Annotated in this window: 13 protein-coding genes; 11 read left to right on the forward strand and 2 right to left on the reverse strand. The window is 75.2% G+C overall.

The window, feature by feature from the left end:
• Positions 1 to 205: 205 nt before the first annotated feature.
• From AB0F58_RS08915 to tsaE, 4 genes are all read left to right on the forward strand, one after another.
• Complete coding sequence (locus tag AB0F58_RS08915) at positions 206 to 1,675, forward strand: NAD(P)H-hydrate dehydratase (RefSeq protein WP_357140003.1); 1,470 nt, start codon at positions 206 to 208, stop codon at positions 1,673 to 1,675.
• A gap of 94 nt (positions 1,676 to 1,769) precedes the next feature.
• Positions 1,770 to 2,888 carry an alanine racemase gene (gene alr, locus AB0F58_RS08920; protein WP_357140006.1) on the forward strand — a complete coding sequence of 373 codons (1,119 nt, stop codon included), beginning with the start codon at positions 1,770 to 1,772 and terminating at the stop codon, positions 2,886 to 2,888.
• A complete protein-coding gene (locus AB0F58_RS08925) occupies positions 2,885 to 3,979 on the forward strand; it encodes an alpha/beta hydrolase (RefSeq protein ID WP_357140009.1) in 1,095 nt (364 codons plus the stop codon). Before alr ends, AB0F58_RS08925 begins: the two co-directional genes overlap by 4 nt.
• Positions 3,980 to 4,002: 23 nt before the next feature.
• Positions 4,003 to 4,491 carry a tRNA (adenosine(37)-N6)-threonylcarbamoyltransferase complex ATPase subunit type 1 TsaE gene (gene tsaE / locus AB0F58_RS08930; protein WP_357140012.1) on the forward strand — a complete coding sequence of 163 codons (489 nt, stop codon included), beginning with the start codon at positions 4,003 to 4,005 and terminating at the stop codon, positions 4,489 to 4,491.
• 99 nt (positions 4,492 to 4,590) lie between these two features.
• Here the strand turns inward: tsaE and AB0F58_RS08935 are convergent, their stop codons facing one another.
• Positions 4,591 to 5,238 (reverse strand): hypothetical protein, encoded by a 648-nt coding sequence (locus AB0F58_RS08935; protein ID WP_357140015.1) that lies wholly within the window; start codon positions 5,236 to 5,238, stop codon positions 4,591 to 4,593.
• Positions 5,239 to 5,405: 167 nt separating this feature from the next.
• On the opposite strand from AB0F58_RS08935, the gene ung reads away from it, so the two are divergent.
• The 7 genes from ung (at position 5,406) to AB0F58_RS08970 (ending at position 12,457) form a co-directional block, all read left to right on the forward strand.
• The gene (gene ung / locus AB0F58_RS08940; protein ID WP_357140017.1) at positions 5,406 to 6,107 is read left to right on the forward strand and encodes a uracil-DNA glycosylase; all 702 of its coding nucleotides are present in this window, start codon (positions 5,406 to 5,408) and stop codon (positions 6,105 to 6,107) included.
• 121 nt (positions 6,108 to 6,228) lie between these two features.
• Positions 6,229 to 6,906 (forward strand): tRNA (adenosine(37)-N6)-threonylcarbamoyltransferase complex dimerization subunit type 1 TsaB, encoded by a 678-nt coding sequence (gene tsaB, locus AB0F58_RS08945; protein WP_357140020.1) that lies wholly within the window; start codon positions 6,229 to 6,231, stop codon positions 6,904 to 6,906.
• Entirely contained in the window at positions 6,903 to 7,382 is a 480-nt protein-coding gene (rimI, locus tag AB0F58_RS08950) for a ribosomal protein S18-alanine N-acetyltransferase (RefSeq protein WP_357140023.1), read from the forward strand. The genes tsaB and rimI overlap by 4 nt, the downstream gene beginning before the upstream one ends.
• Before the next feature lie 9 nt (positions 7,383 to 7,391).
• Positions 7,392 to 8,438 carry a tRNA (adenosine(37)-N6)-threonylcarbamoyltransferase complex transferase subunit TsaD gene (tsaD, locus tag AB0F58_RS08955; RefSeq protein WP_357140026.1) on the forward strand — a complete coding sequence of 349 codons (1,047 nt, stop codon included), beginning with the start codon at positions 7,392 to 7,394 and terminating at the stop codon, positions 8,436 to 8,438.
• Between the two features lie 68 nt (positions 8,439 to 8,506).
• Entirely contained in the window at positions 8,507 to 8,761 is a 255-nt protein-coding gene (locus AB0F58_RS08960) for a hypothetical protein (protein ID WP_357140029.1), read from the forward strand.
• A 67-nt stretch (positions 8,762 to 8,828) separates the two neighbouring features.
• Positions 8,829 to 10,532: an ABC transporter ATP-binding protein gene (locus AB0F58_RS08965; RefSeq protein ID WP_357140031.1), complete on the forward strand. Its 1,704-nt coding sequence runs from the start codon at positions 8,829 to 8,831 to the stop codon at positions 10,530 to 10,532.
• On the forward strand, positions 10,532 to 12,457 hold the full coding sequence (locus AB0F58_RS08970) for an ABC transporter ATP-binding protein (protein ID WP_357140034.1): 1,926 nt from the start codon (positions 10,532 to 10,534) through the stop codon (positions 12,455 to 12,457). Before AB0F58_RS08965 ends, AB0F58_RS08970 begins: the two co-directional genes overlap by 1 nt.
• Before the next feature lie 98 nt (positions 12,458 to 12,555).
• Here the strand turns inward: AB0F58_RS08970 and AB0F58_RS08975 are convergent, their stop codons facing one another.
• On the reverse strand, positions 12,556 to 13,101 hold the full coding sequence (locus AB0F58_RS08975; RefSeq protein ID WP_357140037.1) for a hypothetical protein: 546 nt from the start codon (positions 13,099 to 13,101) through the stop codon (positions 12,556 to 12,558).
• Positions 13,102 to 13,140 lie beyond the last annotated feature (39 nt).

Below are 13,140 nucleotides of genomic sequence, written 5' to 3' on the forward strand. Positions count from 1 at the left end.
GCCGCCGACGCTAGGTCCGGCGGGACGGTCGCGGAACCGCCTGTGGACAACCGGCGCTGGACGGACCCGGGCGCTGTCCACAGGGATTGCCCGCAGCTGGGCCGGCGGCTACCCTCCGCGCCGCTAGGGTTGGTGCCCGACGGTGTGCTTCGCGCCTCGCGCCGGACCGCAGCGGGGCGTCCTGAACCGACAGGATGGGGTAGGCATGAGGCCGGTGTGGCGGGTCGGTGACGTACGGGCGGCGGAGGCGGGGCTGATGGCCACCCTGCCGGCGGGCACCCTGATGGCGCGGGCCGCCGCCGGGCTGGCCCGGCGCTGCGCGCTGCTCCTGGCCGACCGGGGCGGCGTGTACGGCGGTCGGGTGCTGCTGCTGGTCGGCAGCGGCGACAACGGCGGGGACGCCCTCTTCGCCGGGGCGCACCTGGCCCGCCGGGGCGCGGCGGTCGAGGCGCTGCTGCTCGTCCCCGGGCGGGCGCACGCCGCCGGGCTCGCCGCGTTGCGGGCCGCCGGCGGCCGGACCGTCGACGACCTGCCGGTCCGGGCCGACCTGGTGCTCGACGGCATCGTCGGGATCGGCGGCAGCGGCGGGCTCCGGGAGCCGGCGGCGCGGCTGGTGGAGCGGCTCGGGGCGGTCCGGGGCCGGGACGGCGGGCGGGCCACCGTGCTCGCGGTGGACGTGCCCAGCGGGGTCGCGGCCGACACCGGGCACGTACCGTACGACGCCGCCGGACGGCCGGGCGCGCTGCGCGCCGACGTGACGGTGACCTTCGGCGCGCTCAAGCCGGCCCTGGTCGTGGGGGAGGCGGTGGCGTACGCCGGTCAGGTCGAGCTGGTCGACATCGGGCTGGAGCCCTGGCTGCGCGGCACTCCGGCACTGCACGTCACCGAGGTCACCGACGTGCGCGACGACTGGCCCCGGCTCGGCCCGGGATCGGAGAAGTACAACCGGGGCGTGGTGGGGGTGGCCACCGGATCGGCCACCTACCCGGGCGCGGCCGTCCTCTCCGTCGCCGGGGCGCTCGCCGGGCCGACCGGCCTGGTCCGGTACGCCGGCACCGCCGCCGCCGAGGTGCTGCACCACCATCCGTCGGTGATCGCCACCGGGCGGGTGGCCGACGCCGGGCGGGTGCAGGCCTGGGTCTGCGGATCGGGCCTCGGCACCGGTGCGCAGGCCCTCGCCGAACTGCGTACCGTGCTCGCCGCGCCGGTGCCGGTGGTGCTCGACGCGGACGCGCTGACCATGCTGGTCGACGGTTCGATGGCCGACCGGCTGCGCGGACGGGACGCGCCGATCGTGGTGACTCCGCACGACCGGGAGTACGCCCGGCTCTGCGGGGAGGAGCCGGGGGCCGACCGGGTCGGCGCGGCGCTGCGCCTGGCCGCCTGGATGAACGCGGTGGTGCTGCTCAAGGGGAACCGCACGGTGATCGGCACGCCGGCCGGGCAGGCGTACGTCAATCCGACCGGCACCCCGGCGCTGGCCACCGGTGGCACCGGCGACGTGCTGGCCGGTCTGCTCGGTTCGCTGCTCGCCGCCGGACTGCCGGCCGAGCGGGCCGCCTCGCTGGCCGCGTACCTGCACGGGCTGGCCGGCCGGGAGGCGGCCCGGCACGGCCCGGTCACCGCGACCGACGTGGCCGCCGCGCTCCGCCCGGTGCTGGCCGGGCTCGGCTGACCCGGCGGCGACCCGGGGCGCGGCGGGCGGATCGTCCGGAATTCCCTCAGCGGCGCTCGAGCACGCTGATCACCGTGGTCAGTAGGCTGGGAGCATGTGGCAGGCCGAGGTACGGGTTGATCTTGACGCCATCCGGGAGAACGTGGCGTTACTGCGCTCCGGCACCAGCGCCGAGCTGATGGCGGTGGTGAAGGCCGACGGGTACGGGCACGGCATGGTCCCGGCGGCCCGCGCGGCGCTCGACGCCGGGGCGACCTGGCTGGGCGTCTGCACCCTGGACGAGGCGCTCACCCTGCGCCGGGCCGGGGTCACCGCGCCGGTGCTGGCCTGGCTGCTCAGCCCCGGACTGCCGCTGCACGAGGGGGTGGCGGCCGACGTCGACCTCTCCGCCGCCAGCACCGACCAGCTCGACGAGATGACCGCCGCCGCCCGGCGGGCGGCACGACCGGTCAAGCTGCACCTCAAGATCGATACCGGGCTCTCCCGTAACGGGGCGACCGTCGCCGACTGGCCGGCACTGCTGGAGGCCGCCGCGAAGGCCCAGGCCGACGGTCTGGTCGAGGTGGTCGGCGTCTGGAGTCACTTCGCCTACGCCGACCTGCCCGGACACCCGACCATCGACCGGCAGATCGCGGTCTTCCACGAGGGGCTGGCCATGGCCGAGCGGGCCGGGCTGCGCCCCCGGCACCGGCACCTGGCCAACTCGGCGGCCACCCTGACCCGGCCCGACACCCACTTCGACCTGGTCCGGCCCGGCCTGGCGGTCTACGGTCTCTCCCCGGTGGTCGGCGAGCGGCACGGCCTGCGTCCCGCCATGACCGCTCGGGCCCGGGTGGCTCTCACCAAGCGGGTGCCGGCCGGGACGGGCGTGTCGTACGGGCACACCTACACCACCGACCGGGAGACCACGCTGGCCCTGGTACCGGCCGGCTACGCCGACGGGGTGCCCCGGCACGCCTCGAACGTCGGCCCGGTCCGGCTCGCCGGACGGAACCGGACCATCGCCGGCCGGGTCTGCATGGACCAGATCATGATCGACTGTGGGGACGATCCGGTGGCGGCGGGCGACGTGGCGGTCCTCTTCGGCAGCGGCGCCGACGGCGAGCCCACCGCCGACGACTGGGCCGAGGCGGTCGGCACCATCAACTACGAGATCGTCACCCGGTTCGGCGGCTGCCGGGTCAGCCGGGTGTACGACGGCGAGCGGACATGACCTCCCTGCTCAACCGGGTGCCCCGACCACGTACCGCCGCCGGGAAGGTCGCCGGCCTGGTCGGCGCGGCCGTCGGGGTGGCCGCCGCCGGGCTCGCCGCGGGGGTGGCCACCGAGCGGGCCCTGGTCCGGCGGTACAAGGCCGACCCCACCGACCGGTACGCCGACGAGTTCTTCGGCCAGCTCCGGCACGACGAGTCGTTCCGGATGGAACTGCCCGACGGCACCGACCTGCACGTGGAGGTGGTCGAGCCGACCCGTCCGGTCGCCGGGCGGCCCACCGTCGTCCTGGTGCACGGTTTCTGCCTGGACATGGGCACCTTCCACTTCCAGCGCAAGGCGCTCGCCGAGCGGGGTGAGCACCGCGTCGTCGCGTACGACCAGCCCGGCCACGGGCGCTCCGGCACGCTGGAGAGCGGCGAGTACGACCTCACCGCGCTCGGTCACGCCCTGCGCCGGGTCATCGACCGGACCACCCCGGAGGGCCCGCTGGTACTGGTGGGGCACTCGATGGGCGGCATGACCATCATGGCGTTCGCCGAGCTGTACCCGGAGATGTTCGGCGACCGGGTGGTCGGCACGGTGCTGATGGCCACCTCCGGTGGACTGCTCGCCGAGACCAAGCTGGTCGCCCCGGCGCTGCTCGGTCGGGTCGGCCCGCCGGTGCTCTACATGGCCAACACCACCACCCGGTACGGGGGCATGATCATCGACCGGGCCCGCCGGTCCACCTCGAACGTCGCCTGGCTGCTCACCCGCCGGTACGGCTTCGGCACGCCGCAGCCGAGCCCGGCCCTGGTGTCGTACGTGGAGCGGATGAACTCCCTGACCTCGGCCGACACGGTCACCCGCTACCTGCGTACCCTGGCGACCCACGCCCGCTACCCGGCGCTGGTCGCGCTGGCCGGCACCCCGGTACTCGTGGTCGCCGGGGAGAAGGACATGATCACTCCGGTGACCCACTCCGAGGAGATCGTGCGCCGGCTGCCGCACGCCGAGTTCGTCCGGATCCCGGACAGCGGGCACGTGGTGATGCTGGAGCACGCGGACGAGGTCAACGCCGCCCTGATGGACTTCCTGGAGAGACTGTGAGCGGTGGGCGCGGTGGAGGAACGGTGTCGGTCGTCGTGGAGCTGCCCACCCGGGCCGACACGCACGCCTTCGGCCGCCGGCTCGCCGGGCTGCTCCGCGCCGGTGACCTGGTGCTGCTCACCGGGCCGCTGGGCGCCGGCAAGACCGCGCTGACCCAGGGCATCGGCGCGGGCCTCGGCGTGCTCGGCGACATCACCTCGCCGACCTTCGTGATCGCCCGGGTGCACCGGCCCGACCCGGCGCGCGGTGGCACGGTCGGCCTGGTGCACGCCGACGCGTACCGCCTGGGCGACGCCACCGATCCGCGCGCGGAGATCGACGATCTCGACCTGGACGCCTCGCTGGACGACTCGGTGACGGTCGTCGAGTGGGGCGAGGGCCTGGCCGAGCACCTGACCGAGTCGCACCTGCACATCCGCCTCGACCGCCACGACGACGACACCCGTACGGCCGAACTCGTGCCGGTGGGTGGCGACTGGCCCACCCGCATCACCACCCTGTCACCCGTCTGATCCGCGCACGGCTCGAACGGTGGTCGGCCGGCGTCAGGCCGGCCTGCCGAAGCCTCACGGTCGGCGGCCGGAGCGGGGTGGGCAGGGGCGCGGGGACGGTCAGGCGGGGCCGTCGAAGTAGCCGATCTCCACGAGGTTGTTTCCGTCGAGCTGGTACACGGCGGTACGGCGGACCACGTCCACCGACGACGACGGGTCCTCGGGGCGCATCAGGAACTCCACCCTCACCCGTTGCGCACTGATCGTCACCTTCTCGATCGGGGTCCGGTCCCCGATGTCGACCATGGTCAGGTACGCCGGCTCGGCGTCGACGTTGCGGAACAGGGCGATCTGCCAGAACTTGCCCGTCCCACCGCCGTCCATCAGCACCGGCACCACCGCGTCGGCGGCGTTGTCGCCGGTGAGTTCGCCGACCGCGCACGGCCACTGCAACTGGACGACCACGCCGTCCTCGGACCACAGACCGTCGCGCAGCCGGATCGGCTCGGTGTGGTCCTGGTAGGGCTGGCTGGCGCTGCCGAGTCGGGCGGTCTTCAGTTGTCCGCAGGTCAGCGGTTCGACCGTGGCCGGGGTGGTGCTGCGCGTGGTGGCGGGTGCCGGCTCGGTGACGGTGCGGTCGTGGTCCGCGTCGGCGGTACGGTCGGCCGCGCCTCGGACGGACGTCTGATCCGCCCGCTCACCGCCGGAACCGCAGGCCAGCCCGGTGACCAGGGCGACGGCCAGGAACGGCAGCAGGGTCTTGCGCATCCAGGGTCCTTTCGTGAGGTGGCCGCAGCGTAGTGCGCCGTCGCCACCGCTGGTGCCGAGGTGGACGGGCTGGCCCCGGTCCGCCGGTGGGGACTGTCGGTCCGTACTGGTAGGAAGGAGCCGATCTGCTCGGTCGGACAGCCGACCGCTCGACGGAAAGGTGGCCCATGCCCGACGACGTGCCGACCCTGGACCTGCTGGATCTGTTGCCGGAGGGATGGCAGGCGGTACTCACCCCGCACCTCGACCCGGCGCGGACCGCCGCGTTGAGCGAGTTCGTCGCCCGGGAGTACGCCACCCAGACGGTCTTCCCGCCGGTCGAGGACCTCTTCTCCGCGTACCGGCTCTGCGCGCCGCAGGACTGCCGGGTGCTGATCCTCGGTCAGGACCCGTACCACAAGGCCGGGCAGGCGCACGGGCTCAGCTTCAGCGTCCGGGACGGGGTGAGTGTCCCGCCGTCGCTGCGCAACGTCTTCAAGGAGCTGAGCGAGGACCTCGGTGTGCCGAAGCCGCGCAGCGGCAACCTCGACGGCTGGGCGGCGCAGGGGGTGCTGCTGCTCAACGCGGTGCTGACCGTCCGGCAGGCGACGCCGGGCTCGCACGGCAACTCCGGCTGGGAGGAGTTCACCGACGCCACCATCCGGGCCCTCGACGCGCTGGATCACCGGGTGGTCTTCCTGCTCTGGGGCGGCTACGCCCGCAAGAAGGCCGCGCTGGTCACCAACCCTCAGCACGTGGTGCTGGAGGCCGGTCACCCGAGCCCGATGAACCCGCGTGGCTTCCTGGGCAGCCGCCCGTTCAGCGCGGCCAACAAGGCCCTCGCCGACGCCGGCCTGCCCACCGTCGACTGGGAGCGGTCGGCCGGCTGAACCGCCGTACCCGCCACGGGTCGGGCGCGTCCGTCGTCGCCCGACCGGTGGCGGCCGGAGCGGGGCCGGAGTGCGGCCGAGTCGGCGGAGGGCCGGCCACGGGTCCGGCTAGGGTGGGCACGTGCTCGTACTGGTGGTGGACTCCTCGACTCCGGCGGTGACCGCAGCGCTGGCGGAGATCGCGACGGACGGTGTCACGATCCGGGCCCAGCGCCGCACCGTCGATGCGCGCGCCCACGGAGAGCTGCTCGCACCGCAGGTCGCGGCGGTTCTCGCCGAGGTGCACGCCCGCAGCGCCGACCTGGGGGCGATCGTCGCCGGGCTGGGGCCCGGCCCGTTCACCGGGCTGCGGGTCGGGCTGGTCACCGCCGCCACCATGGGGCAGGCGCTCGGCGTGCCCACGTACGGTGTCTGCTCGCTGGACGCGGTCGGTCACCCGGCAGCCGCCGGTGAACCGGTGCTGGCCGCCAGCGACGCCCGCCGCCGGGAGGTCTACTGGGCGGTGTACGACGGGGCGGGCGAGCGGATCGCCGGCCCGGACGTCGACGTGCCGGCGGTCGTCGCCGAGCGGGCCCGCGACCTCGGCGCCACCGCCATGGTCGGCGACGGCGCGCACCGCTACGCCGACGTGCTCGGGCTGCCGCTGCGGGCCGAGCCACGCTACCCGTCGGCCGCCGCGCTGGCCGGCTTGGCCGCCGAACGGGTCCGGGCCGCCGCCCCCGGTGAGCGGCTCGTCCCGCTCTACCTGCGCCGGCCGGACGCGGTGGCGGCCACCGGCCGCAAGTCGGTGCTGCCGTGACCGCAGCCGGCCCGGCCGGCGACCGGCCGGTTCGCGTCGACCGGTTCCGCTGGTGGCACATCGAGGCGGTGCTGCCGCTCGAGGCCGACCTCTTCGGCGCCCTGCAGTGGTCGGCGGCGATGTTCTGGAACGAACTGGCCAACCGGCACCACTACCTCGTCGCCACCGGTCCGGAGGGCGCCGACCTGCTCGGCTACGCCGGGCTCACGGTGGCCGCCCCGGACGAGGCGTGGGTGCAGACCATCGGGGTCCGGCGGGACGCCCAGCGGCGCGGGGTCGGCCGGGCCCTGCTGGTGGCGCTGCTCGCCGAGGCCGACGCCCGGGGCGTCCGCGACGTGCTGCTGGAGGTCGCGGTGGACAACGCCCCGGCCCAGAAGCTCTACGCCGGGTACGACTTCGAGCCGGTCGGTATCCGGCGTGGCTACTACCAACCGACCAACACCGACGCGCTGGTCATGCGGCGCACCAGGGACTGACGACACGCGATGGCAGACGAACCGCTGATCCTCGGCATCGAGACCTCCTGCGACGAGACCGGGGTGGGTATCGTCCGGGGGCACACCCTGCTCGCCGACGCGCTCGCCTCCAGCGTGGAGCAGCACGCCCGCTTCGGCGGCGTGGTGCCCGAGGTGGCCAGCCGGGCCCACCTGGAGGCGATCGTGCCCACCATGGACCGGGCGCTCGCCGAGGCCGGGGTGACCCTCGCCGACATCGACGCGATCGCGGTCACCTCCGGCCCCGGGCTGGCCGGGGCGCTGCTGGTCGGCGTGGCCGCCGCCAAGGGGTACGCGCTCGCCGCCGAGAAGCCGGTGTACGGGGTGAACCACCTCGCCGCGCACGTCGCGGTGGACACCCTGGAGCACGGTCCGCTCCCCGAACCGGCGGTGGCCCTGCTGGTCTCCGGCGGGCACTCCTCGCTGCTGCTCGTGGACGACCTGGCCCGGGGGGTGACACCGCTCGGCGCGACCATCGACGACGCGGCCGGTGAGGCGTTCGACAAGGTGGCCCGCCTGCTCGGCCTGCCCTTCCCGGGCGGCCCGTACGTCGACCGGGAGGCGCGGGCCGGCGACCCGGCGGCGATCACCTTCCCGCGTGGCCTCACCGCCGCCAAGGACCTCGCCGCGCACCGGTACGACTTCTCCTTCTCCGGGCTGAAGACGGCGGTGGCCCGCTGGGTGGAGGCCCGGCAGCGGGCCGGCGAGCCGGTGCCGGTCGCCGACGTGGCGGCGTCGTTCCAGGAGGCGGTCTGCGACGTGCTGGTCACCAAGGCGCTGGACGCCTGCCGGTCGCACGGCGTGGAGACGCTGGTCGTCGGTGGGGGAGTGGCCGCCAACTCGCGACTGCGGGCGATGGCCGAGGAGCGCGCCGCCCGACACGGTGTCCGGGTCCGGGTGCCCCGGCCGCAGCTGTGCACGGACAACGGCGCGATGGTCGCCGCGCTCGGCTCGCACCTGGTCGCCGCCGGGGTCGCGCCGAGCCGGCTCGACCTGCCCGCCGACTCGGCCATGCCACTGACCCGGATCAGCGGGTAACCTTCGCGGACGAGGCGGAGACAGCGGCACCGGAGGCAGCGGCGAGGCGAGGGCAGGAGGCGGACGACGTGATCGTACGGATGTGGGAGGCGCGCGCCGAGCCGTACGGCTTCGACGACCTGCTGAACTGGGTCTGCGACATCGCGCTGCCGGAGTTCGGGCACGATCCGCTCTACCTGTCCAGTGAGGTCTTCACCTCCACCGACCACCGGGTGGTGGTCATCTCGAAGTGGCGCAACACGCCCCGCTCGATGCCCGAACCGCCGCCGACGCTGCTGGCCCGGCCCGCCCACTCCTGGGACTTCACGCAGGTCGATCGCTGACACGCCGACCCTCCGCTGGGTGACGTGCCGGGCGCGTTCCGTGTTCGTCGCCTAGGTTCGTCCTGTCATGCGTTCCCTACCGGCCGGCGATCCCGGCATCCCCGACTGCCGCTCGGCGGCCCGCTTCCTGATCTGGCTGGCGAACCGGAGCCGCCCGACCCTGGTCGCCGGGATCGGGCTCGGCATCGTCTGGATGGTGGCCCAGGCGCTCGCCCCGGCGGCCATCGGCCGGGCGATCGACGCCGGCCTGACCGCCCGTGACGCCGACGCCCTGCTCACCTGGGGACTGGTGCTGCTCGGACTCGGGGTGCTCCAGGCCGTCGCCGGGGTCCTGCGGCACCGCTGCGCGGTGTACAACTGGCTCGCCGCCGCGTACCGCACCGTGCAGCTCACCGTCGAGGCGGCGAACCGGCTCGGCGCGACCCTGCCCCGGCGGGTCGCCGCCGGTGAAGTGATCAGCATCGGCACGTCGGACATCGGGCAGATCGGCTCGGCGATGGAGATCCTGGCCCGGGGCAGCGGCGCGGTGGTCGCCGTCGTCACCATCACGGTGATCCTGCTGACCGCCTCGCTGCCGCTCGGACTGGTGGTGGTGCTCGGGGTGCCGGTGCTGATGGCGGCGGTCGGGCTGCTCATCCGGCCGCTGCACCGCCGGCAGCGCACCTACCGCGACCAGGAGGGCAGGCTGACCACCCGGGTCGGGGACATCGTGCGCGGGCTGCGCGTGCTGCGGGGCGTCGGCGGCGAGCAGGTGGTCGCGGCGCGCTACCGGGCCGAGTCCCAGGCGCTGCGCGCGGAGGGGGTACGGGTCGCCCGGGTCGACTCGCTGCTGGCGGCGGTGCAGATCCTGCTGCCCGGTCTCTTCCTCGCCCTGGTCGTCTGGCTCGGGGCCCGGTTCGCGCTGCGCGGGCAGATCAGCGCCGGCCAGCTCGTCGCCTTCTACGGCTACACCGCGTTCCTGGTCACCCCGCTGCGCACGATCACCGAGACGGTCGACCAGTTGGCCCGGGGACACGTGGCGGCCCGCCGGGTGGTCGACCTGCTCCGGCTGACCCCGGAGGTGACCGAACCGGCCCGCCCGGTGCCGCTGCCCGACGGGGCAGGGGAACTGGTCGATCCCGAGTCCGGGGTGGTGGTCCGTCCCGGCCTGCTCACCGCGCTGGTCGCCGCCGAGCCGGCCGACGCCGTCGCCATCACCGACCGGCTCGGCCGGTACGGGGACTCCGACGCGACGCTGCACGGCGTACCGCTGCGGGAGGTGGCGCTCGCGACGGTGCGGGAACGGATCCTGGTGGCCGACAACGACGCACATCTCTTCACCGGCGTGCTCCGCGCCGAGCTGGACCCGCAGGACGCCGTCGACGACGCCGCGATCGAGGCGGCCCTGGCGGCGGCGAGCGCGACCGACATCGTCGAGGCCCTGCCGGACGGGCTGGACACCCCGGTGGCCGAGCGGGGCCGGGAGTTCTCCGGCGGGCAACAGCAGCGCCTGCGGCTGGTCCGGGCGCTGGTCGCCGACCCGGAGATCCTGCTGCTGGTCGAGCCGACCAGCGCGGTGGACGCGCACACCGAGGCGCGGATCGCGGCCCGCCTCGGGGCGGCGCGGGCCGGCCGGACCACGCTGGTCTGCACCACCAGCCCGCTGGTGCTCCAGCGGGCCGACCACGTGATCGTCGTGGAGGACGGCAAGGTGGTCGCCGAGGGGCGGCACGAGGACCTGCTCGGCACCGAGCCCCGGTACGCGGCGACGGTCAGCCGGGGGGAGAGCTGATGACCAACACCCTGCCGGTGGCGGATGCGGCGCAGGTCCGCCGGTACGCCCGCACCCTGGCCCGCCGCCATCCGGCCGCGCTGGCCACCGCCCTCGCCCTGCACGCGCTGGCCGCGGCGGCCGGGCTGGCCGGGCCGCGCCTGCTCGGCGAGCTGGTCGAGGGGGTCTCGCGGGGCGACCGGAGCACCCCGGTGGACACGATCGTGCTGGTCATCGTGGGGTTCGTGGTGGCCCAGTCGGTGCTGCTGCGGTTGGCCCACCTCGCCTCGGCCCGGCTGGGCGAGCGGGTGCTCGCCACGCTGCGGGAGGAGTTCGTCGACCGGATCCTGTCCCTGCCGCTGGCCACCGTGGAGCGGGCCGGCACCGGCGACCTGCTCACCCGGACCTCGCGGGACGTCGCGGCGCTCTCCCGGACGGTCCGGCTGGCAGTGCCCGAGACCCTGATGGCGGTGGTCACCGCCGGGTTCGTGCTCGGCGCGCTGCTGCTGGTCGGCCCGTTGCTGGTGCTGCCCTGCCTGGTCGCGGTGCCGGTGCTGGTCGCCGGCACCCGCTGGTACCTGCGTCGGGCCACCGCCGGCTACCTGCGGGAGAACGCCGCCTACTCGGACATCACCGACGGGATCAGCGAGGCCGTCGAGGGTTCGCGGACCACCGAGGCGTTGCGGCAGCAGGCGCGCCGACGGGCCCGCACCGACGCCGACATCCGCCGGTCGTACGCGGCCGAGCGGTACACCCTGTGGCTGCGGACGATCTTCTTCCCGATCACCGAGATCGGGTACCTGGTACCGGTGGTGGCGACCCTGGTCGTCGGTGGCTGGTTCTACCTCGAGGGCTGGGTGACCCTCGGCCAGGTCACCGCGGCCACCCTCTACGCGCAGCAGCTCATCGAGCCGGTCGACCGGCTGCTCGCCTGGCTGGACGAGCTCCAGGTCGGCGGGGCGTCGCTGGCCCGGCTGCTCGGGGTGGCCGCCCCCGACGGGCCCGGCCGGGCCGACCCGGCCGTGCCCCGGTCCACGCCGGCCGGATCCGGCCTGTCCCCGGCGGGCGGGTCCCCGGGCGGTGTGTCCCCGGGCGGTGTGTCCCCGGGCGGGGTGTCCTCGCGCGGGGTGTCCTCGCGCGGCACGTTTCCCGTCGGCGGGTTCCCGGTCGGCGGCGTGGTCGGCGCGTTCCCGGCCGTCGGCCGTCCGGGGAGCGGCCGGCTCGCCGTCCGGGACGTCACGTTCGCCTACCGCGAGGGGCGGGACGTGCTGCACGGCGTGACCCTGCTCCCGGAACCGGGGGAGAAGCTGGCCATGGTCGGTCCGTCCGGGGCGGGCAAGTCCACGCTCGGCCGGCTCCTGGCCGGGGTGCACACCCCGGGCACCGGGTCGGTCACCGTGGACGGGACGCCCCTGACCCGGTTGCCCCTGGCCGAGCTGCGCCGGCACGTCGCCCTGGTCACCCAGGAACACCACGTCTTCATCGGCACGCTGCGGGAGAACGTGGCGATGGTCCGTCCGACCGCCACCGACGCGGACGTCCGCTCGGCGCTGGCCGCGGTGGACGCGCTGGAGTGGGCCGAGGCCCTGCCCGACGGGCTGGCGACCGGGGTCGGCGCGGGCGGGCACCCGCTCACCGCCGCGCAGGCGCAGCAGCTCGCCCTGGCCCGGCTGGTGCTGGCCGACCCGCACACCCTGGTGCTGGACGAGGCGACCTCGCTGATCGACCCGCGCGCGGCCCGGCACCTGGAACGGTCGCTCGCCGCCGTGTTGGCGGGCCGTACGGTGATCGCGATCGCGCACCGGCTCTTCTCCGCGCACGACGCCGACCGGGTCGCGGTGGTGGAGGACGGTCGGATCACCGAACTCGGCTCGCACGCCGAGCTGCTCGCCCGGGGTGGCTCGTACGCGGATCTCTGGCGCTCCTGGCACGGTCCCCGCCCCTGACCCGCCGCCGACCGCCCGGCACCGGTGGCGGCCCGGCCCCGGGCCACCGTCGATGACCGGGGGCCGGTGGCGGGCACCGGGCCGGCCGTCCGGGTCGGTCAGTCCCCCAGCGCCAGGCAGAGGTTCTCCTGTTCACCGACGGCGACGGCCAGCCGGCGGGTGCCGTCGGCGTCGAACGTGACGACGTGCAGCCCGTCGAGGAGGTAGTAGCCCCGGGGGTGGTGGTCCCCGGGGCGGAAGCCGAAGCCGGCAGGGCCGACGATGGTGTAGCGGGACCAGGTGCCGTCGCGACGGTGCTCGGCGGCGCCGGAGCCGCCCGCGTCGCGCCGGGCGGTCCGTCCGGTGTCGCCGTTGACGAAGTCGACGACCAGCGGACCGGCGAACTCCTCCCGGCGGACCGCGCCGTCGGGGTACCGGGCCACCACCCGGACCCGGACGTCCTGGCTGACCACCCGCACCTGGAGCGGGAAGGAGCAGTACCGGCCGGCGGGGGCCGCCCACTCCTCCTGCACCCAGGTGCGCCAGGGCTCCGGCCGGTGGCCGCCGGGACGTGCCCCGTCGACCGCGGACACGGGCGCCGCCGCCAGCAGGGAACCGAGGGTGACCGTGCCCACCAGCACCGTCCGGACGAGCCTCCGCGTCATCACACCACCGCCTAACCGGTAAACGTGAAGTAACCAGTG

The organism is Micromonospora sp. NPDC023956 (genome assembly GCF_040639195.1).
Taxonomy (GTDB): Bacteria; Actinomycetota; Actinomycetes; order Mycobacteriales; family Micromonosporaceae; genus Micromonospora.